The organism is Bacillus sp. NEAU-242-2, assembly GCF_027853835.1.
Taxonomy (GTDB): domain Bacteria; phylum Bacillota; class Bacilli; order Bacillales; family Bacillaceae; genus Bacillus; species Bacillus velezensis.
Window position 1 is genome coordinate 297,243 of sequence record NZ_JAPNNY010000004.1, and the last position, 25,536, is coordinate 322,778.

A 25,536-nucleotide genomic window follows, 5' to 3' on the forward strand; every position below is an offset into this window, starting at 1 on the left:
CATCCCCCTCTACATATATTTCACAAACAGAATCCGGTCTTCTCCCGGACCGTCATAATTCGCAAAAACAGGGATTCCGTTTACGGTTTTGGTTCCTTTTTCAACTTCAAAGCCTAATTTTGTATGATAAGCGATTGATACTTTATTGACAGGCGCCGTCACGCAATTGACTTTTGTGCAGCCCCTTTTTTTCACCGTCTCCATAAATCGATCGTAGAGCTGTTTTCCAATTTGCATTTTTCTGAAATCCGGATGCACACCGGAAAAATGAATGTAGGCTGTCTCAGGGTCTGATTGTGACTGAAAACCGATTAAAAAACCGGTCATTCCCTCCGGCCCGTACGTGATAAAGCTTGTGTCCTGAAAATGTTCAAAAAACAAGCGCGGCAGTTTGTCTTTCATCTGCCTGCCGCCCCACCATTCATTCAAAACAGACGTAACCATTTCATAGTCTTCAGAGGTAATTGTTCGAATATCCATTATCGATTGACTCTCCTTTTCGTCCGGCAAAATGAATGTCAGCTCTTCTCATTGGAATATAAAAAATTATATGTGGGTTGTTTGCAATTGTAAATGATTTCTTTTCAAGCAAACGAATCAGCACGTCTTCCAGCCGGGGAATGATTTACCAGTATAAACGTGATCATTGTTCGGGTACAATGAAAAAAAGAACAAATGTTCCCGGAGGTTTTTTTATGGCTGATATTCTTCTTGTTGATATGCAATCGTTTTATGCGTCTGTAGAAAAAGCGGAAGCGCCTCATCTCAAAAGCCGGCCCGTGATTGTCTCGGGAGATCCCGAAAGACGCAGCGGCGTCGTGCTTGCGGCTTGTCCGCTCGCCAAACGATACGGCGTAAAAAATGCCGAACGGCTGTGGGAAGCGCAGGCCAAATGTCCCGACGCCGTTATTGTCCGTCCGCGGATGCAGCGGTATATTGATGTATCCGTCATGATTACCGAACTGTTTGAACGATATACCGATCTTGTAGAACCCTACTCCATCGATGAGCAGTTTCTCGACGTGACCGGAAGCAGGCGGCTGTTCGGTGATCCTTTTACAATTGCCGAAAGCATTCAGCAAGCGATTTTGCGTGAATTCGGAATTTATGCCCGTGTCGGCATCGGACCGAATAAGGCGCTCGCGAAAATGGCTTGCGACCATTTTGCCAAAAAAAACGCATCCGGCATCTACAGATTGGATATGTCAAATATCAGGGAGGATCTGTGGCCGCTGCCGGTCGGAAAATTATTCGGCATCGGAAAACGGATGGAGCATCATTTAAGACGGATGGGCATCAGCACAATCGGCGGGCTTGCCGGGCACCCCGCCGAACTGCTGAAAAAACGCTGGGGCATTAACGGCGAATTGCTTCAGCGGACAGCCCGCGGCATCGATCCCTCTCCGGTCACCGTCAACACGCACAGCCGGCAAAAAGCGATCGGCCATAACATGACCCTCCCGAGAGACTACAGCCGCTTTGAGGATATCAAAGTCGTGCTGCTGGAGTTAAGCGAAGAAGTGGCCCGCCGCGCCCGTTTCAAACAATACATCGGCCATACGGTTTCGGTCAGCATCAGAGGCGCTGATTTTGAATTCCCTTCAGGTTTTCACAGACAGAGAAAGCTGGTCTCTCCGACTAATTTCGGAATGGATATTTTTAAAGCGGCGGTCAAGCTCTTCAAAGAGCATTGGAACGGTGAGCCCGTCCGCAGCGCCGGCGTCTCCCTTTCCCAGCTGGAGCCCTGTGATTATGTTCAGCTGAGCCTGTTTGATGCTCAGGAAAAAAAGATCAGTCTCGGCAAAGTATTGGATGATATTCATGAGCGGTACGGTCCTGCGTCGCTCCTCCATGCCGCTTCACTGACAGAGGCCGGCCAAGCCTTTCACCGGGCTGAAAAAATCGGCGGGCATTACAAATAATTGAGGTGATATACATGAATCCGAACAAATTAACACCCGGGTATAATGTCATGTGGGAATCAAGCCGGATGATGCTGCCCGAACATCGGGAGCAGCTGCTTGCAAAAAAACGAAAAGAACGGGAATTCCGGCCTCCGGAACTGAGCGAAGAGCAACTGAACGACATGAACCGCATCATTGCGGCGTCGATTGAAGAAGACAGAGCCATCTCGGTCACCTATGCTTCAGCACACGGCCCCCGCCGCTTTTGGGGATGGGTAAAACAAGTGAGGCATGACGAAAAACGTTTAAAAATCATAAACGATGAAGATGCGTTAACGCTGCCGTTTCATCTTATTCTCTCGGCTGAACTGGAATAAGAGCCTAAATCGTCCTGACAGAAAATATGATAGAAGAGTGGGAGGATCACATGATATTTAGTAGAATAAAGATGAATGACAAGAATAGGAGAATATATGATGGATCAATTTATAGAAAAAATGCTGGGACAAGCCCTCCGCCAGTATGGACGGAATGTGTCGACAGATCCGCTGAGCCCCTATGAAAAACAGAGTTTAAAAAAAGCTTTAGAAGAAAGAAGGAATGAAGAACCCGATGAGGATCTCCATGCCCATGTAGAAGATATTATCTACGATTACGTCACCAATCAGGGGCAGTTTTCCTGACACGGACGTTTATGCACTGGGCGATAAGGGAAACGTCCGAGAGTAAACCCTTAAAGATTGCGTGGTGCAGGATATGCCTGTCGGGCCTTATTTCAAGATCGGTTATGCCGTTCTTCTGTTATTTCTCATCATTTATCTCGGAACATTAATAGACTTTTTGTTCCAGCCTGTTGTGATTACGGTTAAAACCTTGTTTCCGCCCATTGTATTATCGGGCGTCCTTTACTATTTGTGCCGCCCGCTCGTCAGAGTGCTGCATGCGAAATTAAAGCTGCCCGAAGGAATCGCGATTTTAGCGATTTATGCGGGAACAGCCGGCCTTCTTGTCCTCTTCCTTTATACGGCGGGCCCTGCCGTTCAAAAACAGTTTACAGCCTTCACAGAACATATTCCGGAGCTTTCCGCAAAAGCTGAAAATTGGATCGGGCATCTTCAGGACAGCAAATGGTTTTCCCGGCTTCAGCATGGGGATTCCTTTAAAAAATTAGCGGACAAAGCCGCAAATTATTCCGGTTCAATCACTGATTCTCTCAGCAGCCTGGCCGGTACGGCTGCCAATGCCGCCATCACCGCAGCCATTATTCCGTTTGCGCTGTATTACATGTTAAAAGAAGGAAATAAAGCCCCCGGCGACTGCTGCGGCTTCTTCCGGAAAAACATCAAAAAGAAGGAAAACAAATCCTTCGGGACATGGATGAAGCTCTCAGTTCATACATACAAGGACAGCTGCTCGTCAGTTTCTGTGTCGGCGTTCTCGTCACAATCGGCTATTTTATCATCGGGCTCGATTATCCGCTCGTTCTGGGCGCGTTCGCCATGGTGACAAATCTGATTCCGTTTATCGGGCCTTGGATCGGCACATTTCCCGGAGTCATTGTCGGATTGTTCGATTCACCGACCGAGGCGGTGCTGGTGATTACGGTCGTCGTCATTGTCCAGCAGCTTGAAAGCCAGCTGATTTCCCCGCAAATTATGGGACGGAAGCTGGACATTCACCCGCTGACCATTATTTTTCTTCTGCTTGCCGCCGGCAAATTCTCAGGAATTGCCGGGATGCTGCTGGCCATTCCGGGATATGCGGCCGCAAAAGTGGTCATAAGCCATATGCAGAAACTATTCATTCTCAGAAAAAAACAAAGCTAGGAGAGAAATGATTCATCCCCCATGTCTTCACATCGGTTAAAATGAAAAAACGGCGGGCTGAAGAAGCCCGCCGCACACGGAGGTAAAAAAGATGAACATCGGTGATGTCATTTTTCAATTGATCTCATTTATTGCAGCCGCATTTTTCCTGTTTGCCGTGATATACGTATTCAGAAGCTTGAAGCAGCGCCGCATACAATTGGACAGAATCGAAAAGAAACTCGACGCGCTGCGCGAAGAAAAAAACGAGAAGTTATAGTTCATTCAGAGGCAGGCGCAGCCAGCTCCACCTTTATCCGATCCGGGTCCTCCGTGTATACGGCGTAATGCGTGCTTCCGCCTGCATATGGATGGCGGTCCCTGTAAAGCACGGGGCATCCTCTGGCAAGCAGCTTTTCCGTCATCTCGTCAACCTGCTCTCTTGATGCAGCATGAAAAGCCAGATGGTTCAGCCCGACCCGGCATCTGTGGTACTCCGGTGTTAAAAAACGCTCCTCTGTCTGTACAAGCACAACATAAAATCCTGCGTTTTTCCAGCTGATGCCGGAGTCCCAATTTTGAAACTCCCTATAACCGAGCTCACCTAAAAACCATCCCCAAAACCGGGCGGAGGCTTTCAAGTCAGATACATACAATTCAATATGATGCATCATAATATTCGCTTCCTCCTCATATCACACCCGCCTTACCAGCACCTCTTCAACTTTATGGCCGTCACCTTTTCTCAAAATCAAATCCGATCTGAATTTTGTCGGCAGGATATTTTCATACAGATTCGGACGGTTGACGCTCTCCCAAATGGAGGCGGCCATGGTATCCGCTTCTGCATCAGACAAATCCTTAAATTTATGAAAATAAGAAGCCGGATCCTGAAAAGCGGTTTCTCTTAAGAGGCGGAAACGCTCCAAATACCACGTGAAAATCCGGCTTTCTTCGGCATCCACATAGATCGAAAAATCAAAGAAATCCGATACAAAAATCCGCGGATCTTCCCTGTCGTCCTCTAAGGTCGGCGACTGCAGGACATTGATTCCTTCGATAATAACGATATCCGCACCTTCGACAACCTCGACGGCGCCCTCTTCCCTGTCATAGGTAAGATGGGAGTATACCGGCGCCTCCACTCTCTCTTTCCCTGACTTTATATCGTTCAGAAACTCAAGCAGCGCTTTCACGTCGTAACTTTCCGGGAATCCCTTTCTGGACAGAAGGTTTTTCCTTTTTAATTCCGCCGTCGGATACAAGAAACCGTCGGTTGTCACCAGGCTCACCTTCGGCCTGTCCGGCAGACGGGAAAGAAGCTTTTGCAAAATTCTCGCCGTCGTGCTTTTGCCGACGGCGACGCTGCCCGCGATTCCGATGATAAACGGGATTTTCGCTGAATGCGGATGTTTCAGAAACACGTTGACATGCTGATTCCGTCTTGCGGCAGACGTGACATGAAGATGGAGCAGGCGCACAAGCGGAATGTAAATCGTTTCTACTTCTTCCACCGATAGGTAGTCATTCAGCCCCTCTACGGCCTTGGCTTCTTCCTCTGAAACGGCAATGGAAAGATGGCCGCCGAATCCGGCCCACGACTCGCGGCTGTGCTGCGTATACAATGTATGTAAGTTCAATTCTTTACTTTTCACAATTCACACCAATCTCTCTGTATGGCTTTCCGATTAAAAAACAAACGCTTACAAAGATTGTAACGGAAAACCGCCTCACTGTCTGCCCATTTTTTTCACAAATGAGGAACCGATCCGGCTGTACTCTTCCATTTCCTCCTTGGGAACCATGCTTCCGCCGGTGCTCCACACAAGGTGCACGGCATTTTTCATCTCAAGCCCCCGCTCTTTTATATAACGGTTACCGGCTTCGGTCTGAACGAACTTGACGGCTCCGGCCATACCGGCGAGTGCAGAGGGTTCAAGGCTCTTATTCTCGGCCGCTCTTAATTGATAAAGCAGCGAAAAAAGCGTGCCGTCATCAGCGGTATAACAGCCGCTGAGTATAGGCTCCATCAGAGGGCCGGCCAGTCCGGACGGCCTTCCTACCGCAAGTCCGTCGGCGGCTGTTTGATTATCAAGGCCGATATCCTGCACGCTGATTCCGTCATGCAAGCCGGAAAACAGTCCTAACAGCATACACGGTGAATGCGTCGGCTCACCGAAAAAAATATGGACATGCCCGCCATAGATCAGCTTTAGCGCAAGCGCGACGCCGCCCGGGCCTCCTCCGACCCCGCACGGCAAATAAACGAAAAGCGGTTCATCTGCACCAGGCTTTATGTTCATTTGATCGAGCTGCTTTTTCACACGGCTTCCCGCAACGGCATACCCCAAAAACAGATCCCGGGAATGCTCATCATCAATAAAATAACAATAAGGGTCCTGCTTCGCCTGCATGCGCCCCTCTTTGACAGCCAGACTGTAGTCTGCTTCATATTCGATGACGCGAACCCCCTTTTCCCGGAGCAGCTCCTTTTTCCACTGCTTTGCGTCACTGGACATATGAACGGTCACACAAAAGCCGAGCTTCGCGCCGATTATGCCGATACTCAGACCTAAATTGCCCGTAGAACCGACGGCTATAGAGTATTTTGAGAAAAAAGCGGTAAACCGTTCCTCAGTCAATATGCTGTAATCATCGTCTGTTGAGAGCATTCCCGCTTTTACCGCGAGGTCTTCGGCATGCTTCAGCACTTCGTAAATCCCGCCGCGCGCTTTAATGGAACCGGAAATCGGAAGTTCGTCGTCGCATTTCAAAAGCAGACGCCCGGGGAAAGCCTGAGCAGCGCTTTGTTCCAGACGCTTTTTCATTTCATTGATGAAGACAAGCGGAGACTCAATGAGGCCTCCCGCCGCTTCCGTCTCCGGAAAAGCCGACGCGATATAAGGCGCAAACCGGCGCAGCCTTTCTTCCGCTTCGGCAATCTCCTTTTTCCATTCAGCGCCATTCTTTACTGGATCATCGGTTTTATGCGGGTTGATCCAAAATACTTCACGCGCCTCCGCCATTTGCCTGACTAAAGGCTCTGCCATCAATGCCTTGTGTATATCCCGGTCGGACATTCCTTTCTCCCCCTTGTTACTTTTTCTTTAATGCGCGGCCGGCCAGTTTTTCTGTAAACGAAGGGAAAAGCTGATACAGCTTCGTCCCGAGGCTCATCCATCGCGGAAGATTCATTTCCCGTTTATCCGTCAGAATTACGGATGTAATACGCTCTGCCACATGGTCGGCATCAAGCATCCATCTGCCGACGCTTTTCACATAACCGCCCTCTTTATCTGCAATTGTAAAGAAGTCTGTTTTGATCGGACCGGGATTAACCGTTGTCACAGCTACACCCGTACCGGCCAGTTCAAGCCGCAGCGCATTGGAATACCCTAAAACGGCGTGTTTCGTTGCGGAATAAAGGCTTGATTTCGGCGTCGCCAATTTGCCGGCCTGTGAGGCGATATTGATAATATGGCCGCTTTTCGCATGAAGCATCACCGGAAGACAGGCCTTCGTACAGGCGATTAATCCGAAGACGTTGACTTCAAACATTGCCTTCATATCATCCAAAGATGAATCAGCGGCCGTTTCAAAAATGCCGAAGCCGGCGTTGTTGATTAATACGTCAACATGACCGATCAAACGCCTTACGTTTTCAGCCTCTTCTGCATGCCGGACGTCAAACGGAATGACATCACACTGTCCGCCGCGCGCGGTAATCGTTTTTTTCACTTCCTGCAAGCGGTCCTCCCGCCTGGCGGATAAAAAAACATGAGCCCCTTCTGCCGCGCAGGAATATGCAAGCCGTTCTCCGAGTCCGCCGGATGCTCCGGTGATCCAAATCCGCTTATCCGTTAATCTGCCCATTTCCTTCACCCCTTCACAGCTTTAAACATCAGAGTGCTTCCCGACTGAAAGGATTCGGCCTTCCCTTTTGCAGCCAGTACGTCAAGATGGCCGATCGTTTCTGACATCGTTAAAAATAATTCATTTTCGTACACAGCCGGAAACAGCCGCCGGCATACCTGGAAAGCCGTCAGCGTTTCCTCTGACAACAGGCGCAGCACATATTCCGACCGATTTCTCTGTTTTTCAAGCCGCCTGTCAAAAGCAGGCTTTACGTCTGTCAGCAGATCGCCGTGTCCCGGATATAAAAAGGACGGGTTTACGTCATACAGCCGCTTCATTGAGTTCAAGTAGTCGAGCATCGGGGCCGCGCGCACGCCCCCCTTTTCCGGAGCTTCCAGAATCGGATTGGTGGAGCTGTTGGACAAAAGCAGATCGCCGCTGAACATTTCACCGCTTTTTTCATGGTAGAGCGCAATGTGAGAAGCGGCATGACCCGGGATTTCGAGCACCGTCCAGCCGTTAAGCCCGTCGATTTTCCCGCCTTCTTCCACTGTTTTCGTTAACGGACGGTTTGCTGAAAATAAGTATGACAGCTTAACTGTTTTATGTATGTCTTCAGGCGTCAGGGGAACGCCCATTTCAGTCATAAGCGACAGAAAAAAGTCCTCCTGCCGGGCGATATACGACTGATCCTGAGTAATGTACCTGTCATTCAGCGGATGCCCGATCACTTCCGTATCCTCGGAAAAAAGGTGCAGCAGACCTGAATGATCTGCGTGATGATGAGTGAGCACCACCTGTTCTATATCCGCCGCAGAAACGCCGTGTTCCTTAAGCTGAAATGAGAGCGATTCAGCCGCTTCCTTTGTATTCGGTCCGCAATCAATAAGGGTTAAGGCTTCATCTTTTATTAAATAAACGATAACGTCGCCGACTGCAAACGGAGTCGGCACACGTATCGGAATGATCTTTCTCGCTGCCATGTTTACGCTCCTTCGTTCTTTTCATTCCTGAATAATCATATTTTAGCGTTTTCTTTTCACTGTGTCATTATTGCCGCATATCGGAAAAAAAGATTGACATCCCGCTCTTTCGCATAGCATAATGAACAACAAACTAGAAAACACGGAACGCGATGACGAGGAACTAGTATATAAACAACGGCAGCAGAGAGCAATGTCCCCGGCTGAAAGACATTGCGGCCCTCTTGTTTACAGAACCTGCCCTCAGAGCGGTTAGGAAAACCTAAACGTATCCCCTCGTTACGGGATTTGAGCTGAGCACGGCTGATTCGTGCTAATGTAAGGTGGTACCGCGAAACCTTTTCGTCCTTTTTGACGGGAAGGTTTTTTTGTGTTTTAGAAGAAGGAGGATTTATATGAAGAAAATCGGTTTTATCGGGGCCGGATCAATGGCGGAAGCAATGGTGAACGGACTGCTGCAAAGCGGAATGACAGCCCCCGGACATATATATATGACAAACCGGTCAAATGACAGCCGGCTTGAAGAGCTCCAAAAAACGTACGGAGTGAAACCGTGCCGGGATAAAGAAGAGTTTTTCAGCAATACCGACATTATTGTTCTCGCCTTTAAACCGAAAGATGCGGCAGAAAGCATTGAGAACATTCGCGAATACGTGAAAGATCAGCTTGTGATTTCTGTCATCGCGGGGCTGACGATTCACACGATTCAGCAATATTTCGGCAGAAAGCTCACCATCATCCGGGCGATGCCGAATACATCCGCGGCCATTCAGCAATCGGCGACCGGTTTTTCCGCAAGCTCCGAGGCGAGTGAAGCTGAAATCCGGACGGCAAAAGAGCTTCTGGAAACAATCGGAGAAGCGACGCTCTTTGAAGAAAAACACCTTGATGCCGTCACAGCCATTGCCGGAAGCGGTCCCGCCTATGTGTACCGGTATGTCGAAGCGATGGAAAAGGCCGCCCTTCAAGCCGGCCTGCCGGAAGAAACGGCAAAAGAGCTGATTTTACAAACCATGGCCGGGGCGACGGAAATGCTCAGAACAAGCAGCAAACGGCCTGAACGCCTGCGCAAGGAAATCACAAGCCCCGGCGGCACGACTGAAGCAGGCCTTCGCGCATTAGACGAGCGCCGCTTTGAAGAAGCCATCATGCACTGCATCGCAGAAACCGCAGCCCGGAGCGCCGAAATTAAAGAACAATTCGCAGGCTCCGTTCTGCAAAAGACAGACCAGTCATAAAGCATGGGGCATCCCATGCTTTTTTCATTCTGTTTAACTGCCGTATAAACGGCTGATTCTCTCTTTTACTTCAGGAAGATGGAATGTGGCTTCGTGCATGTTTACCTCTTCCTCAACCGCTTTTGCCAGCTCTCTTTTGATCCGTGCGGTCACATTGGTTTTCAGCGCAACCAGTGAGGCTCTCGGTTTATCCGCCAGCAGCCGGGCCAATTCGCGGCCTCTTTGAAGGACGTCTTTTTTCGGCAGCACTTCAAACGGAACACCCCGTTTTTCCAGAGCGGCGCCGCTGAAGTTCGCGGCCGTAAACAGCATTTCTTCCCCGAGGACAATTCCCAGTTTTTCAGGCACAATATACGTCGCGCCCATTCCCGGTGTAAATCCGTACTTCATATAATTACAAGAATAAAAACTCTCTCTGCTTAAAATCACGAAATCCGAGCTCAGACCGATCGTAAAGCCGGCTCCGATCGCATGCCCCTGCATGACGGAAATCACAGGGATCCTGCAATCCAATAAAAGACTGTGAAGCTTTAAATCTGTAAATTGAAGCTTTCCGCTCTGAATGGTCAAAAGCCCCTCCTGCGTTCCTCCCGTGCAGAAATAATTTCCGTAACCCGTCAGAAGAACGGTTTTATAGGACGGATGGGCATTGATGTCTTGGAATACCCGGTGCAGCTCTCTTACAAACTCTTCTGACAGCCCGTTTTTCCCGGCCGTATCCTGCATTGTGACCTGCACAATGCCCGGTTCTGTTTCCTGTACATCAATCATTGGATTCATGTTTATTCTCCGTTTCTTTAAAAATACTCAAGTCTTTCCGGCTCTTATACTAGGTCGTCCATTCATACTTTCTGTGAAACTCTTTTATTTCAGTCAGCACTAATCGCGTTTTTCCTTGATGCGCATTCGGGATGTCTGCTGCGGGCGCGGCATTTCTTGTGCCGAATTTTACGATGCCGCTGTCTTGGAGCAGCCGGTCATAATCAGCCATCGATAAACGGACGCGTTCATCCAAATGCCGGCTGATCTGAAATTGATTCTGCCGGGCACGGCTTTGCGGCATAACGACACCGCTGTAAAATTCAGAGCAGCAGCCCGAACCGTATGAAAAACAGCCGACGCGTTTCGGCGTTTCAAAAGAGCCGTTATCAATCGTGCTGGCAAGAGATAAAAATACGGTGGCCCCCATGATGTTGCCGACGCGCTGACAGTATTGAATCCCAGGCAGCACGCGTTGCTGAAAATCCGCTTCAATGTCCTGCGGCTTAGCCTTTGCCAATTTTCTCATCATCGTCCGATGCGCTCCTTTTACCATTCCGCCAAACGGAGTATGAAAAGAAAGGTATTGAAATGTATTCTTATAATCCGCCCCGCTCACACGCTTTCGGTATTCCTGAAATGAATGTTCACAGCAATCCAAATAAGACATGAGCGACAGATCAGCATCCCCCGCTTCACTATCCGGAATCGGGCGGCAGGTATCCATGACTTCATACCCGTAATACCCGCTTGCGCCTTGATCAAGCAAAAAGACATGAGGGGTGCTGCTGACTAAAAGCGCGACAGCTCCCGCCCCCGCACTCGGTTCGGCATAGGACCATTCCTCCGTCAACGCATCACCGCCTTCAGCCACTAAAAAGCGGGAAATATCCGTTCCGATGATGAGCGCTTTCGCTCCCGGCGATGTTTGCGACAAGATGAAATTCACGCCCATTTGGAACCCGGCCGTTAAGGAATAGCAAGCCTGTTTCACTTCAAATAACCGGCAATTCCGCTTCAGCTGCAAATAATCATGGACATATGTACTGATGGATTTGCCAAAATCAATCCCGGATTCCGTACAGGTGATCACCATTTCAATCTGATTCCGTTCTTCTTCTGACAGAGAATCGATAATCGGTTTTGCGGCATTTACGGCGAACGTAATCGGATCTTCAAACGGAAGCGCCACCACTTTTTCTTTCATCAGCAGGTTCTCAAACCTTTTTTTATCCAGGTTCCGATGTTCCGCAAGCTCCATGACGTCTACATACGCGGTTCCGCCAAACACGTTCATTGCTTCGATTCCTACATTCATTTCTCCAAGCCCCCAGAGTAAAGAGGCTTCCCGTGAAGCCTCTTTTATTTTTTCGTTCAAAACTCAACAAGCAGCCGGTCAACGCCGTGAAATACAGGGCTCGGAACCAGATTCGGCTCTTGATCCTCAGTAAAACGCCATGCGGGCATCTGTTCAAAAAAGTGGGAAAGCGCGATTTTCGCTTCAAGCCGGGCCAGCGGCGCTCCTAAGCAATAATGGCTGCCCTGACCGAATGACAGATGCTGATTCGGCTTTCGTCCCAAGTCAATCTGATCGGCATTTTCAAACTTCTTTTCATCTCTGTTCGCCGATCCAATCCACGCATATACTTTTTCTCCGGCCGGAATCGTTTTTCCGCCAATCTCGCTCTCAACCGCGGTGTAGCGGGTTACCCGCTGAATGGAAGGTCTGAGGCGGATGACTTCCTCAATAAAGTCAGGAAGGAGCGCCTTATTTTCAAGCAGCCGGGGCAGAATATGCGGAAACTCCTTGAGACTGAGAAATGAATTTCCGATCACATTTTCCGTCGTTACGTGCCCCGCGACGATCAACAAGCCGCAAAAACCGATTAATTGCTTGTCTGACAGCGGCTCTCCGTCTAAATCAGCTGCAATTAAATGGCTGATTAAATCATTTTGCGGCTGTTTTCTCCGCTGTAAAATAAACTGCATGAAGTATCCGATCATCTGCTTTTGCACTTCATTCATTTTCTTTTCATCTTTTACATTCTGGCTTTGGTCGACCCAGCTTTTAAAGATATCCCTGTCTTTCGGAGGAAATCCTAAAAGCTCTGCGATCACGATAATCGGAAGCGGAAATGCGTAATCTTCGATAATGTCCATCCTGCCTTTTGAACGGACGGCCTGAAGCAGGTCATCAGCGATAGCGGCTATACGCGGTGCAAGAGACTCAACCGATTTCGGCATGAAAGGCTGATTGACCAATTTTCTGAAGACGGTGTGTTCAGGCGGGTCCATTTTCAAAAGGCTGTCTTTGTTAATATGCCGGATCATTTTTTCCTGCTTGTCCGCACTTAAGTATTTATGATCGGAAGAAAAATGACTGTAGTCAGAAATCACCCGCTTCACTTCATCATAGGTGAAGATTTCCCAGCAATCTTCCTTTTCATTGTAATGAACGGGAGAGGTTTCTCTCATCGTTTGGTACCATTTGTACGGCTGCTGCTGTCTGATTTTTGTTAAACTGGTCATTTTCATTCCTCCAAGATGTGTTCAAGATTTGAAATGACCCGCCAAAGCTTACGAGTAAACCCGGCGGGCGGATATGTGAATTTACGGTCTTGTTTTGGCGGGCTGCTTCAGCATCTCACCATGCACATTCAGTATCTTTTCCTGCAGCTGCAGAAAGCTGTGTTCTGTCATTCCGTCTGCCGAATATAAAACGCCGCAAAATTCAGAAATCGTTTCGGCTGCGCTGTCTTCAGCCAATAACGTCATATGGTTGGATACCGCCACATCCATGATGGCGATGTTTGTCATATGCTCTTGCCACTGGCTCCAGTAGTTGACGAAATCAGCGGATAAAATATCGGCCCTGATCGTAAAATACGGATCAAGCTCACCCAAGAAAATACCGTTTTTATTTCGGAAATAATAGCATGTCACCCCGTTCGGATCCGGAAGCGGCAGGAGTTCGTAATCAGTGATTTCGTAAGCGTCCTGAACGTTTATATTCTGCCTGATCAGATTTTTCACCAACGCGTCCGTCTTCGTTAACCCCCGCTGTTTGGCTTTTGCTATTAATTGCTCTAAAAATATGTCTTCATGAAGATCGGCATCTAGTTCATCACGGTGAATCAAGGTTTCAGAAATGCGTTCCGGATGTTGATAGATTGGTGCAAATAAAGCCATGTTCACCGTCTGCAGCATCATATTTTTATCAAATAATTCATCAGGAATGTTTATTTCCCGCGCACCCGCCGAGTCAAAGGAGTCGAGCATGACGATTGACTCAACGGTTTCTCCAGCCAGCTGCAATTGCCGGGTGACTTCATAAGCGAGCATGCCCCCTAATGAATAGCCGCCTACATCGTAAGGACCCCGGGGCTGCACGGTACGTATGAGCTTAACGTAATATTCCGCCATGTTTTTAATGCCGCGGATCGGTTCCCGGTCTGTCATCCATCCTCTTGCCTGAATTCCGTAAAAAGGACGCCCAGTCCGTTCGGCAACAGGCTGGTACAGCTCCACTGCCCCCAGCGCGGAATGAAACCAGAAAATCGGTCTTCCCTTTCCCCCCGGGTTAAGACAGATCAGTTCGGGCGGTTCTTGATCATCTGTCTCTTCTGATATATCGTTTTGTTTCGTATGTTCCTCATGTACTTCCTCAGTGTCTTTTTGGACAGAACCGGTCAGATACCCGGCTAATTTTGCGATTGTCGGATATTCATAGACCAGATTTGCCGTAATAGACGCTTGATACGTTTTATTAATGGACTGAACCCATTCCACACCGATAATAGAATCCAGCCCCATGTCAATGAATGCCTCATGCTCATCAATATCTTCCGGCTTCAGAAACAGGATGTCCGCAAGGCTTTCTTTGAGCTCTTTGCGCAAAGTGCCGTCAGAGATGCCGGCAAGGGGAGTTTCTGCTTCCGGGATTTGCGGACGTACCGCTGTTTCCTCCGCTTCAGCATACTCGGGTTTCGTTATTTGCCCCGCTATATATTCCGCAAGCTCCTCAAGCGTCGGGTGTTCATACACCTTATTGGCAGTAATCTCAGTGTGGTACGTTTTATTTACTGTTTGTATCCATTCAACCCCGATAATGGAGTCAAGCCCCATGTCGATGAAAGGCTCATCAGCATCAATATCTTCCGGTGACAAAAATAAAATATCTGCCAGGCTTATCCTCAATTCTTCAAGCAATGTTCTATTGTCTTCGGAAACTGCGTTTTCCGGCTGATGGACAGAAACAGTACAATCCAAAGGCTGTAACACGATCGGTTTTTGCAATGTCTCCGATTCAAACGCTGTCATTTCGATCTCAGTTAAAGGACTCAGAGAAATCAGACCTTCATGTTCAGGCTGCGGCGAAGACGGGGGAACGGTTTGCGTTTCAGACTTTTTCATGGCTTGGCCTGGTAAAGAACTGTTTACATCAGCCGCCCAATACCTTTCTTTTAAAAACGGGTAGGCAGGCAGCGGCGTTTTATAATATTGCCCTGCGTCAAAAAGCCGTGTGAAAGGAAGATCATATCCTCTGCAAAAAAGGTCAGCGATATGTGCCAGGCTTTCTCTGTACTGCGCGGGCGAAGCCGCCGAGCGGCACTGTTCAATGCATTCCATTCCGAATGTTTTCATTCCGGCTTCGTCTGCCGGCTTCTGATCCTTCAAATTGGACACAAACACACCCGGAAGCTCTCTTTTTACAAGCCACTCCGATAATACCCGCTTCAGTTCGTCCGCACTGCTTACGATACAGGCAAACCGGTGATGCAGATGCTTTCTGCCGAGCAGGAGCGTATAACTTATATTTCCCAGATCGCTGTCTTTGTTCTTGCTGAGTGAATCCAGCAGGCGTTCTGCCTGAATTTCCAGCTGACGCTCCGTCCGCGCAGATAAAGGAATGAGGCAGGCCGGTTTTGCCGGTGACCGGCGCACGGTTTGCGGCGCCTCTTCAATCACAAGATGGGCATTTGTTCCGCTGAATCCGAATGAACTGATGGCGGCTCTGCGCGGTGCATCCGAATTCCGTTCCCACGGTATCAGCTTTTCATTCACAAAAAACGGGCTGTCCGCAAATTGAATATGCTGATTGGCTTGATGAAAATGCAGGGAAGCCGGAATCTGCCGATGCTTCAGCGACAGCAGGATTTTAAACAGTCCGGCCATCCCCGCGGCCGCAGCGGCATGTCCGAGATTGGTTTTCACAGAGCCGATGGCGCAATATCCTTTTTTATCCGTATAACGGCGGAAAGCGCGCGTTAAGGCGCTGAATTCGATCGGGTCGCCCAGTGCAGTGCCCGTTCCGTGAGCTTCCACCATTTGAATGGTTTCCGGATTAATGTGAAAAGTATCATAGACATGCCGTTCCAATCGTTCTTGAGAAAGCGCGCTTGGAGCGGTTATTCCGTTTGTAGCGCCGTCCTGATTCATTGCAGAGCCTTTTATGACGCCGTACACATGATCTCCGTCACTGACGGCGTCGCTAAGACGTTTCAGCACCACGGCTCCCACGCCTTCACCCGGCACGAAGCCGTCCGCGCTTTGATCAAACGTATGGCAGCGCCCGGTCGGCGACAGCATATTCGCCTTATTTGACGACTGATAAAAAGCGGGAGTGGATTGAATGAAAACCCCGCCCGCCACCGCCATTTCCGTTTCTTTCGTCCAGAGCCCCTGACATGCCAAATGAATGGCTGTCAGCGAACTGGAACATGCTGTATCAACAGTGATCGCCGGACCTTGTAAATTAAGGTGATAGGCGATCCTTGCCGGAGTGACGGAATTATGATTGCCCCAAAAAGCCTGCGCGGGCCCCTGCTGTTTAAAAATAGCCTGGTAATCTCCGCCGCAGGAGCCGGCATACACGCCGCATTCCCGGCCTCTTACCGAGTCTCCCGCATATCCCGCATCTTCAAGCGCTTTCCATGATTCTTCCAAAAACAGCCTCTGCTGCGGGTCCATATAGGTCGCTTCACGTCCTGATATATGAAAGAAAACGGGGTCAAAACATTCAATGCCCTCTATAAAACTGCCATACTGGCATTGGCTGTCAGAGACATCCCATCTGTCTGCTTTTTTAATCAGATCCCGTCCGGCGGCTAAGTTTTCCCAAAACTCATGGACATTCTCCGATTCAGCAAACCGCCCGCTCATCCCGATAATCGCGATCGGTTCTTTTTCAGGTAACACAGCTGCTGATTTTACCGTTTCGGCCGGATCCTTTTGTTCGGGGCGGTACGTCATTTGATACGGCTCAGAAACGCTGATGACGATTTTCCCGATATTTCCGCGGTCATCCAGACAGTGATACGCTTCTTTTATGTCTTCAAAGGAAAAGATTTTTGAGATGACAGGCTGAATGACTCCCTCTTCCGCCAGCCGCTGCAGTTCCAATTGATAGTCCTTGACCTGATCCGGATTTTGAAGAGACAGCTTCCGCAAATCCACGCTGTGAAACGATTGATTGTTATGAAGGACGGACAAGTCGACTGATTTAGCGGATTTCAGCGCAGTCATGGCAATTTCGATATATCTTCCGCCCGGCGCCAGGCAATTCATTCCTTTTTGCATGGCATCACCGGCCAGGGTATTAATGACAACATCCACCCCACGGCCGCCGGTCATTCGCATGATTTCCGTTTCAAAATCTTCTTCCAAATAGCAAATGGTATTGTGGATCCCGAGCGAATGCAGATACTCAATTTTTTTCTGTGATCCGGCCGTTGCATATATTTCCGCGCCGATATGCCGGGCCATTTGCACCGCGATCAGCCCCGTTCCTCCCGTCGCGGTCTGAATTAATATTTTTTCGCCTTTTTTAAGTCCGGCTTTCCGGAAGGCGTCTATCATTGTCACCGCCACGGTAGGAAGAGCGCATGCTTCTTCAAAGGTCAGCCGGGCCGGTTTATGATAGACTTGATGTTCTTTACATGTGATGAGATTCGCCTGAGAGCCAAAATCCTCTCCCATGCCGACAATCACTTCATCACCCGGAATGACGGATGTTACATGCCTCCCCGTCTTGATCACGACGCCGCTTGCTTCGAATCCCGGAGTGAACGGATAAGGCGGCATTGTCGGATACAGCCCTCTGACACAAAGCAAGTCTCCGAAGTTTAAAGAAAAGGCGCGGACGGCTATTTGAACTTCGTCATCTTTTGTCTCGGGCACTTCACTGCGGGCAATCGTCAGATCTTCAATGCCGCCCGGACGGTCAATCACAACCCGGAATATTCCCGAGTCATCGGACTTTGCGAAAGAAGACGGCATACGTTCTTGTTTCGGTTTCTGATAACCGTTTTCCTTTCTTTCCGTCTGCAAAGGTTTTTCAGCAGGCCGTTCTTCCTGAAGCGCCGGGCGGATTTTCGCTCTTTCGGTCTCCAGAGATGAGGCTATGATGGTTTCGTATTCTTCCGAGATATAACCGGTCAGCAGTTTCACATGATAGTAATCAAATAAAATCGTTGTCTGCAGTGTAAGATTCAATCGCTTATTAATCTCGTTAATCACATTGACGGCCAAAATGGAATCAATGCCGTATTCAGAGAAATTCAGTTCTTCCTGAATATCCTCTTCTTTCATTTTTAATACATCGGCAATACTTGTTTTGATGACAGAGCGGACATGGGAAGCGACCGATTCCCCATCAGCCTTAACAGCTTGATGCTCCTCTGGCGCGCGGCTGCGGGAAACAGGCTGTGCGGGCTTTCGGAAAACTTCGGCCGGCGCGGCGTATGGCTTTCTGCCGTCTCTGATTCCTTGGATCCGGACGAGTCCGTCACTCTCAGCTGCGATAATCTGCTGACCTAAATCATGAGCCGTTTCAGCAGGGAAACAAACCGATCTGTATCCTTCCGAATGCAGCACACGCTCCCACGATTTTGGATATAAGCCGGGACTTCCCGGAATCCGAAGCTCAGCATCCTCATAGGACCACCAGCCGTCAAGCAGCCCGAAGGTTAAATGGGTAAAAACAGAACGATCGCTGATTTCATTTATCAGAATCATTCCGTTGTATTTCAGGAGCGCTTTCAGACGGCGCAGTGTCAAACCGATATTTTTTGTGGCGTGAAGCACATTGGCGGCGATGACAATATCGTAAACACCCGTTTTGATATTTTGTGATTCGCAAGGCTCCTCCGCATTAAACAAGGCTGTTGTCAAATACGGCACATCAGGTCCGTATTCCTGTTCGGCATGCATTAAAAAAGCTTTAGAAACATCCGTATAACAATATTCCGCAATCTGTTTTGCGAATGGTTTCAGTTTTGTAAACAGCATGGCGCTCGTTCCGCCCGTCCCGGCCCCTACTTCTATCAGCCTGATACGGGCATCGGGATGTTCTGTAAGATAGGCTTTCAGGTAAGCGGCCGCGGAATCTGCTAACACTTCATTAAAATAATCCGCAACGGGATTATGCTTATAAACACCTTCAACGAGCCGCATTGATGAATCGGGAAATACGATATCCGTAGCCGGACGTTCTCCTTTTAAAATTGAAGGCATCGCTTTTATCGTCGCCTCGGCCAATTCAGCTTGCGCAAGCTCCCCCTTGGGAAGCAGGCGTTTATGGGCATTCCACTCATTCCAGACTGTGCGGCCGTCCGGGCGCTGATCCGCGAGAAGAGTGATCGTGTATCCGTCATACGCGATATATCCGTTTTCTTTTAATAGATTCAGGCTTTCTTCCAGCCATCTGCCGTATGTGCCGATCACGCCGGCGCTCCCCATGGATGCTGCAGGTGTGGTGACAGGCTCGCTGAAAAACCCGATTGACTGTAATTGGTAAAAGAGCAGTTTGCAAAGAAGGCTGTTCATATGCGCAACTCCATTTCTCGTTTTAAAGTCTCAAGCCGTTCATTCCGATCCGGATTTTGCCGCTTGACGCTTTCCATAAATGAAGGCTCCGGGCCGGATACAACCGATATTGCATCTTGATCCGTCAGTGCGGCTAAGCCGTGCGGAGCAGCTTTGATGAATGCCGCTTGGCTGAACGGTTCTGATAGTAAGACTTCCAGCGCCTCCATTGCTTCATCGGGTTCAATAGAACCGATCCCTGACGCCTCCATCCGTTTTCTGTAAGACGGGTCTGATACAACGCCCAGACTGCCCCAATATCCCCAATTCATGACTTTCACTTCACAATCAAGCAAGGAAGCGATATGGCGGGCAAAGGCGTCTTGAAATGTACACCCTGCCGCATAGTTGCTTTGCCCGGCATTTTTTGTGAAAGAATTAACGGATGAGAAAAACAGCACAAAATCAAGCGGCTCTCCCTTAAAAGCTTCGATCATTCGGACGCTCGTATTCACCTTAGCTGAAAAAGCGTTTCTGAAAGAAGCTTCATCCATATTCGCCATACTTTTGTCGGCAAGCGTTATCGCGGAATGGATGACTCCCGTTATATTGCCGTATTGCTCTTTTACGGAACGGACGGCCGCTTTAAGCGCTGCGGCATCTTGAGCATCAGCCTGTATATAATGCGGCGCGGGGCCTGATAGCGCCAGCCTGTCTATTTTGCTCTGAATCTCCTGATCCTTCGGCCGCCTGCCGATCCATATCATCCGTGCCTTGTAACGGGTGATCATGTATTTGCTCCATGCTTCTCCGATGCCGCCCGCTCCGCCGATGACAGCATAAACGCCGCCTTCTCTGTACGACATACGCGGAGCGGAACTTGTCAGCACCCGGACTGTTTTTTGCTTATGCCAAGCTCCGTTACGGTACGCGGCAGCATTTCCGTCCGGATCTGGAGGAAGGCGCCAGATGTTTTTCATCTCAGACGAATCACTGCCTTCTTCTGCATCAATCAGCCTGATGTCCCAGTTCGGATATTCTTTTGCCAATGAGCCGATCAAACCGTGTACGCCTGCATGCTCAGGCTGCGGCAGATCACCCGGATACACGGACTGTGTCTGCCGGGTGACCGCTGTAAAGCTGATGTTTCGGTTTCCATACCCGAGTGACAGCAGCGCTTTGATGAAACGGAAACATTGAATCACCCCATTCTCCTGCTCATCAAGCATTTCCTGACTGACGGATGCGGGTGCGAAACGATCCGGCGCAATCCATAAGAAATGGCGGATATCTTGATACCCGGCTGTCAATTCACGTAATGTTTGCTCGCTTGAATGATCCGGCGTCTCCGCCAGATGGGCGCGGGGCCACATTTTTGCCGCGGCCTTTATGGTATTTCCCGGCTTTCCGATGATCAGCAATTGTTCCTGATCAACCGCTCGATTTTCTTCCAGGGAAAAGAAAGTTTTGTCCCAAACAGGGGCTAGCATCGCCGTCTGAACTTCCTGCCGTTTGCTTTCGGTTTGGTTTGTCTGCCGGACAGCCCGGCAGGAGAACCCTGTCAATCTCATACAAACAGCGCCGTTTTCATCACATAAATCAATATCCAGCGTCAGCGCTCCGTTATCTGACCGATCGCTCTGTTTGCGGACAAGCGCCCACATCGTTTTCTGAGTCGGCTGAAATATTTCTGCCTGCCGCAGGGAAAACGGCAGCATCGGAGTGTCTCCGGCAGTATCTGAACCGGCCCCCAGTGACGCCTGAAACGCGGCATCCAGAAGGCTCGGATGGATGACAAACTGATCGGCGGTACTGTCTGCCGTTTCCGGCAGCGACAGCCGGGCTGCAGCCCCCCTCTCTCCGGTCATCAGCTGATCAATGCCTTGATGGCTCGGCCCGTAGATCATACCCGCATGCCGGAAAACCTGATAAACCTCATCAGACGTCATAACCGATTGGCTGCAGCCGGACAGCCAGCCCTCTAAATGAACAGACGGAGCCGCTGCTATCTCTCCCGATACCGCGGTGCCTTTACTGTATAAAATCCGTTCTCCCCCAGGTTCTTCCGATAGACTGTAAATCGTAAATTCAATGTCTTCATTTTCCTTAAGAATAAGGCTGATATGGACTTCTACATCCGTCCCTTTATGAATGACAGGCCTCATCCATATGATATCTTTCAAATACATTCCTTTACGTCCGTCCGGCACAGCGTATGCGGCACGCTCAACGGCCGCTCTGGCCATTTCGATCACGGCGGCTCCCGGGAGCACCTTCTGTCCATTGACTGAGTGATCAGTGAAAAAGAATTCCCGTCCGGTAAAAACAGAGGTGAATTTCAGCTCCCAAAGATCGGATGTGTTTTCATGGAGCAGCGGATGGATCACCGTTTTGCCGTCATCCCTTTTTGAAACCGCCTCGGCTTCATCTTGAATCCAGCATCTGACTTTTGCAAACGGATAGGCGGGAAGACTGATTCTCCGGGGTTTTTGTCCCGAATATAACAAGTTCCAGTCCACATCGACTCCCTGCACCCACATTTTCAGCAAATGACCGTACTTTCTCTTTTTCAGCCATTTAACCATGGCTTCCTGCAGATCTTCATCAGATTCAAACACAGCCACTGTCTCATGATTTCGCTTCGCCCGTCCCCTGTAAAGATGCGGTGCGTTTTCATTTTCCAAGTACGATCTGAGCTTGTCCTCCAGCTCCTTAAGGGAGCCCGCAATAAGAGCCAGCCGCTCATCCATCGCTTCCCGCCCCGCTTGTAAAGTGTACGCGACATCAAATAAGTCCGGCTTATCAATATGCTTCTTTTGAAGAAAAGCAAGAAGGCGCTCCGCATATTCTGTCAGACGCTCCCCATTTTTTGCAGACAGCAGAATGACCGCCGGCTCTTGGCTGCTGATTGCTTGTTTGACAGGAGCCTCATATTCTTCAATAATGATATGCGCGTTAGAACCGCCCGCACCAAAGCTGCTGATCCCCGCCCTGAGCGGCTGTTCTTCTCCGTCTGCTGAAATCCGTTTCCAATCTGTTAATTCACGGCAGACGGAAAACGGCCCTTCATCAAATTGGATATTCGGATTTAAAACATCTGCATGCAAGGATGGGGCGATTTGTCTGTGCTTCATCTGCAGCAGCACTTTTGTGACAGCGGCGATGCCTGCTGCCGATTCCCCATGTCCGATATTTGATTTGACAGACCCGACAAGACATGTTTCAGAAACATCACCGAATGCCTCGGTTAAAGCCCGGATTTCAATCGGATCGCCTAATTTCGTCCCCGTCCCGTGCGCTTCCACATAGCTGATCTGGCCCGGAGATACCCCCGCTTCCTGTAAAGCTTGAGAAATGACTTCGCTTTGCGCCTTGGGGTTCGGTACGGTGTAACCGCTCGCTCTCCCGCCGTGATTAATGGCAGCTCCTTTAATGACGCCGTAAATCCGATCTCCGTCTTGTACGGCGTCTTCTAAACGTTTAAGAAGCAGCACCCCGACCCCTTCTGCCGGAATATAGCCGTCACCCCCGGCGCCGAAACTCCCGCAGTGTCCTTTAGATGAGATGAACTGCCCCTGGCTCAGCATGAAGTACTTGTTAGGATGAACGGTGAGATTCACTCCGCCGGCAAGCGCCGCGCGAATCCGATGATCCCGCAGATCCCGGCACGCCATGTACAATGAAGTCAGCGAACCCGAACACATCGTATCGACCGAAATGCTCGGCCCTTGAAAGTCACAAAAATAGGAGACACGGTTAGCAATGGATGAAATCCCGCCGGGGAGCCCGATATGCCGTCCTTTCACTCCCGCTTCAGCCGCGAATAGCGGGTATTCCTGATACATGACACCGGCATACACGCCTACCTGACGGCCCAGTTCAGGTGATGTCCTCGTATATCCCGCATCCTCCATGGCCATCCAAGCATGCATTAAAAACAGCCGCTCCTGGGGATCAAGGTGTTCCGCTTCCCGGGGGGAAATCTTAAAAAACTCAGGATCAAAATCGGCGATCCCGTCAATGAATCCGCCCCATTTGCTGTAGATCGCTCCCGGCGCCGTACGGTCCTCGGAAAAGTAATGTTCCCATTTCCAGCGGTCTTTCGGAATTTCGGTAATACAATCCTTTCCTTGTTTGAGATTATCCCAAAACGCATCGATATCATCGGCCTGCGGATACTTGCCGGAAATCCCGACAACGGCAATATCCAGCGGTTTTCCTTTCGTTTTCTGACGGCTTTGATTCCCGGACGGGGCAAAAGACGCATTTTCAAGCCGATTTGGCTGAAAGACTTCTTTCACAGACGCATTTTTCAATTCCGCCAGCTGTTCCCCGGTATGACTGAGGACTGCGGCATCAAATGAGAGAAACCCGTCTTTTTTATGTTTGATTGTATTCACCACATAGACGGTATCAGACATGACAGGTCCGTAAAGCGTCAGCCTCTCAATCATGAGCGGGACGTGAATCCGCTTTTTCAGCTGCAATTCTTCTTCACCGAGCGACATATAACATGAATTCAATATAAGCGGGTCAAATGCAAAGTGATGCAGATCGCCTTTTTCTTTTTTTCCTGATAAGTCCAGCTGCAATAAAAAGGAACTCTCACTCATTTTGTATCCCGCCGTTACCGTTTTCAGCATCGGGCCTATCGTGAAGTCGGCAACCGAATCGTACAGACGGGAAATGACATCCGGCCCCACCTTTTGTGCATGCGACTTTATTTGTTCAACGTCATATGATTTTTTTATGGGTGCCTCTGTATATCTGCTTATTTCTCCTTCGGCACATGTCTTTCGGCTTTCTTTACCGGAGACAGTCCAGCTTGCGGTAAAGCGTTCGGCACTCTTTTCTGCCGCAAATGAAATGTCAATCTGTGCGGCCTCTCCCGGCTCCAGCGTGACGGGCCCGCCCGTAAAGCGGATATCTTTCAGCTCGGCGGGATACGTGCCGGAACGAGATGCTCCGGATGCTTCAAGCACCAGACACGGATACACTACACCCATCAGTGCCGGTTTGCCGAAAACCAGATGATCCTGAAGGAATGCTTCATGTTCATAGAAAGTAAATGTCTGACTGCCTGATTGCGTTTCAGAGACCGGTGCTGCATCCGCGACAAGGCCGGAAGATTCATCTGTTCCTTTTGTTTTTATGTCTTCAAGCAGTTCGGATATGCTGCTGCACTCAAATAAAAGAGTCGGATTCAGACGCAGATCAAACGCCCCTTCGATGTCTTTAATAATGGCCAGAAGCTGTGACGATTCAAGACCTAATTCAAAAAACACGGTGTGCGCATCATTTCTTGTGACAGGACGGCCTACGTATGTCGAGAAAATGCGGTATAAGGTTTCCTCCATCTGCTGAACGCCTGGTATCAGCTGCTGATCTGTCCGCACCTTTTTGGCTGTCAGGCCGAGCAGTGAAGCAATATGCGCACCGCTGAGGTTGTAAAAGTCAATATCCATTTTCACCATTTCAGAAGGCGTGCCGGACTTTTTCGAAATCACCGTGTAACAGCGCTCCGTAACAGTCTCAGCGGCAATAAACGACTCATAATAAATCGGTAAAAATAACTCGGCGCCTGCAGCTGTCTGCAATACGCCGGAGGCCATGGCGGCACCGTCCATCAGCGCGGGATGAAAGAGCGCGCCGGGGAGATTTTCCCGGCATGAATCAGACTGCCGAATATCAAGGAAACATTCCTCTTCATAAGCATAGATCTCTCCCTCCGGCTTCATCAGCCCGTCATGCGACAGTCCGCGGCTTCTCGCGTCTTCGTAAACCGCATGCAAGGAGACTGATGGAAGTGCGGCTTGTTGTTTTTTCTCCCCTGCGTCAAGACGCCTGTCTGATGAGAAGACTCCTTCATGCATCTCCGCGGATAAGAAAACCGTCCCGGAATCCGCCCCGCAAATCGAGGCAGTCCAGAACTCCTTTTCTTTACTGAATATGACACTCACATCAAGCCGCTCTGACCGCTTCACTGATAAAGGATGATAAATGGTCACCCGTTTCAGACAGATGGAACGGAATGAAAGATCAAGGCTTTGCTTTGCCAGCTGATACAGCATATCAATATAGGCCAGACCGGGCATGACAGATTCTCCGTGAACAAGATGGTTTTTCATAATGGGATGTTCTGCCGTCAGGCGCAGATTCACTGTTTTTTTCATGGTTAGTCCCCTTT

The 25,536-nt window shown here is 49.4% G+C and carries 16 protein-coding genes and 1 pseudogene; 6 read left to right on the forward strand and 11 right to left on the reverse strand.

Features of this window, described 5'->3' with window-relative positions; translation table 11 throughout:
• Positions 1-9: 9 nt before the first annotated feature.
• Positions 10-480: a GNAT family N-acetyltransferase gene (locus OWN49_RS14905; RefSeq protein WP_003153297.1), complete on the reverse strand. Its 471-nt coding sequence runs from the start codon at positions 478-480 to the stop codon at positions 10-12.
• Between the two features lie 215 nt (positions 481-695).
• Here OWN49_RS14905 and OWN49_RS14910 point away from each other — a divergent pair, with 215 nt between their 5' ends.
• The 5 genes and pseudogenes from OWN49_RS14910 (at position 696) to OWN49_RS14930 (ending at position 3,989) form a co-directional block, all read left to right on the forward strand.
• A complete protein-coding gene (locus OWN49_RS14910; protein ID WP_077722552.1) occupies positions 696-1,922 on the forward strand; it encodes a DNA polymerase IV in 1,227 nt (408 codons plus the stop codon).
• Between the two features lie 14 nt (positions 1,923-1,936).
• A complete protein-coding gene (locus tag OWN49_RS14915) occupies positions 1,937-2,281 on the forward strand; it encodes a YolD-like family protein (protein WP_071391657.1) in 345 nt (114 codons plus the stop codon).
• 99 nt (positions 2,282-2,380) lie between these two features.
• Positions 2,381-2,587: a YqzH family protein gene (locus OWN49_RS14920; protein ID WP_003153294.1), complete on the forward strand. Its 207-nt coding sequence runs from the start codon at positions 2,381-2,383 to the stop codon at positions 2,585-2,587.
• Positions 2,588-2,660: 73 nt separating this feature from the next.
• Positions 2,661-3,730, forward strand: a pseudogene (locus tag OWN49_RS14925) (AI-2E family transporter).
• Between the two features lie 91 nt (positions 3,731-3,821).
• Positions 3,822-3,989: a DUF4083 family protein gene (locus tag OWN49_RS14930; RefSeq protein WP_024085556.1), complete on the forward strand. Its 168-nt coding sequence runs from the start codon at positions 3,822-3,824 to the stop codon at positions 3,987-3,989.
• A gap of 1 nt (position 3,990) precedes the next feature.
• On the opposite strand, the gene OWN49_RS14935 is transcribed toward OWN49_RS14930, so the two are convergent.
• The 5 genes from OWN49_RS14935 to OWN49_RS14955 all read right to left on the reverse strand — a co-directional run bounded on the left by OWN49_RS14935 (position 3,991) and on the right by OWN49_RS14955 (position 8,547).
• Positions 3,991-4,380, reverse strand: a complete 390-nt coding sequence (locus OWN49_RS14935) for a VOC family protein (RefSeq protein WP_025852786.1) — start codon at positions 4,378-4,380, stop codon at positions 3,991-3,993.
• A 24-nt stretch (positions 4,381-4,404) separates the two neighbouring features.
• On the reverse strand, positions 4,405-5,364 hold the full coding sequence (gene coaA / locus OWN49_RS14940; RefSeq protein WP_003153290.1) for a type I pantothenate kinase: 960 nt from the start codon (positions 5,362-5,364) through the stop codon (positions 4,405-4,407).
• A gap of 75 nt (positions 5,365-5,439) precedes the next feature.
• Entirely contained in the window at positions 5,440-6,789 is a 1,350-nt protein-coding gene (gene dsdA, locus OWN49_RS14945; protein ID WP_176283409.1) for a D-serine ammonia-lyase, read from the reverse strand.
• A 16-nt stretch (positions 6,790-6,805) separates the two neighbouring features.
• Positions 6,806-7,582 carry an SDR family NAD(P)-dependent oxidoreductase gene (locus tag OWN49_RS14950; RefSeq protein WP_017418085.1) on the reverse strand — a complete coding sequence of 259 codons (777 nt, stop codon included), beginning with the start codon at positions 7,580-7,582 and terminating at the stop codon, positions 6,806-6,808.
• Between the two features lie 5 nt (positions 7,583-7,587).
• On the reverse strand, positions 7,588-8,547 hold the full coding sequence (locus OWN49_RS14955; RefSeq protein WP_077722556.1) for an MBL fold metallo-hydrolase: 960 nt from the start codon (positions 8,545-8,547) through the stop codon (positions 7,588-7,590).
• 395 nt (positions 8,548-8,942) lie between these two features.
• On the opposite strand from OWN49_RS14955, the gene proC reads away from it, so the two are divergent.
• Positions 8,943-9,785 carry a pyrroline-5-carboxylate reductase gene (proC, locus tag OWN49_RS14960; protein ID WP_003153282.1) on the forward strand — a complete coding sequence of 281 codons (843 nt, stop codon included), beginning with the start codon at positions 8,943-8,945 and terminating at the stop codon, positions 9,783-9,785.
• A 33-nt stretch (positions 9,786-9,818) separates the two neighbouring features.
• Here proC and OWN49_RS14965 read toward each other — a convergent pair whose 3' ends face one another.
• The 5 genes from OWN49_RS14965 to OWN49_RS14985 all read right to left on the reverse strand — a co-directional run bounded on the left by OWN49_RS14965 (position 9,819) and on the right by OWN49_RS14985 (position 25,522).
• Positions 9,819-10,565: a polyketide synthase gene (locus OWN49_RS14965; RefSeq protein ID WP_077722557.1), complete on the reverse strand. Its 747-nt coding sequence runs from the start codon at positions 10,563-10,565 to the stop codon at positions 9,819-9,821.
• A gap of 49 nt (positions 10,566-10,614) precedes the next feature.
• The gene (locus tag OWN49_RS14970) at positions 10,615-11,862 is read right to left on the reverse strand and encodes a hydroxymethylglutaryl-CoA synthase family protein (protein ID WP_077722558.1); all 1,248 of its coding nucleotides are present in this window, start codon (positions 11,860-11,862) and stop codon (positions 10,615-10,617) included.
• 56 nt (positions 11,863-11,918) lie between these two features.
• Positions 11,919-13,073 carry a cytochrome P450 gene (locus tag OWN49_RS14975; protein ID WP_077722559.1) on the reverse strand — a complete coding sequence of 385 codons (1,155 nt, stop codon included), beginning with the start codon at positions 13,071-13,073 and terminating at the stop codon, positions 11,919-11,921.
• Between the two features lie 81 nt (positions 13,074-13,154).
• On the reverse strand, positions 13,155-19,370 hold the full coding sequence (locus OWN49_RS14980; RefSeq protein WP_077722560.1) for a beta-ketoacyl synthase N-terminal-like domain-containing protein: 6,216 nt from the start codon (positions 19,368-19,370) through the stop codon (positions 13,155-13,157).
• A complete protein-coding gene (locus tag OWN49_RS14985; RefSeq protein WP_077722561.1) occupies positions 19,367-25,522 on the reverse strand; it encodes a type I polyketide synthase in 6,156 nt (2,051 codons plus the stop codon). Before OWN49_RS14985 ends, OWN49_RS14980 begins: the two co-directional genes overlap by 4 nt.
• Positions 25,523-25,536 lie beyond the last annotated feature (14 nt).

Bases quoted from the DNA above. Each gene is read 5' to 3' on its own strand.
- dsdA (WP_176283409.1), bottom strand. From the start codon at position 6,789: ATGTCCGACCGGGATATACACAAGGCATTGATGGCAGAGCCTTTAGTC.
- OWN49_RS14965 (WP_077722557.1), bottom strand. From the start codon at position 10,565: ATGAATCCAATGATTGATGTACAGGAAACAGAACCGGGCATTGTGCAG.
- OWN49_RS14935 (WP_025852786.1), bottom strand. From the start codon at position 4,380: ATGCATCATATTGAATTGTATGTATCTGACTTGAAAGCCTCCGCCCGG.
- OWN49_RS14950 (WP_017418085.1), bottom strand. From the start codon at position 7,582: ATGGGCAGATTAACGGATAAGCGGATTTGGATCACCGGAGCATCCGGC.
- OWN49_RS14955 (WP_077722556.1), bottom strand. From the start codon at position 8,547: ATGGCAGCGAGAAAGATCATTCCGATACGTGTGCCGACTCCGTTTGCA.
- OWN49_RS14980 (WP_077722560.1), bottom strand. From the start codon at position 19,370: ATGAACAGCCTTCTTTGCAAACTGCTCTTTTACCAATTACAGTCAATC.
- OWN49_RS14985 (WP_077722561.1), bottom strand. From the start codon at position 25,522: ATGAAAAAAACAGTGAATCTGCGCCTGACGGCAGAACATCCCATTATG.
- OWN49_RS14975 (WP_077722559.1), bottom strand. From the start codon at position 13,073: ATGACCAGTTTAACAAAAATCAGACAGCAGCAGCCGTACAAATGGTAC.
- OWN49_RS14905 (WP_003153297.1), bottom strand. From the start codon at position 480: ATGGATATTCGAACAATTACCTCTGAAGACTATGAAATGGTTACGTCT.
- OWN49_RS14915 (WP_071391657.1), top strand. From the start codon at position 1,937: ATGAATCCGAACAAATTAACACCCGGGTATAATGTCATGTGGGAATCA.
- OWN49_RS14920 (WP_003153294.1), top strand. From the start codon at position 2,381: ATGGATCAATTTATAGAAAAAATGCTGGGACAAGCCCTCCGCCAGTAT.
- proC (WP_003153282.1), top strand. From the start codon at position 8,943: ATGAAGAAAATCGGTTTTATCGGGGCCGGATCAATGGCGGAAGCAATG.
- OWN49_RS14910 (WP_077722552.1), top strand. From the start codon at position 696: ATGGCTGATATTCTTCTTGTTGATATGCAATCGTTTTATGCGTCTGTA.
- OWN49_RS14970 (WP_077722558.1), bottom strand. From the start codon at position 11,862: ATGAATGTAGGAATCGAAGCAATGAACGTGTTTGGCGGAACCGCGTAT.
- OWN49_RS14930 (WP_024085556.1), top strand. From the start codon at position 3,822: ATGAACATCGGTGATGTCATTTTTCAATTGATCTCATTTATTGCAGCC.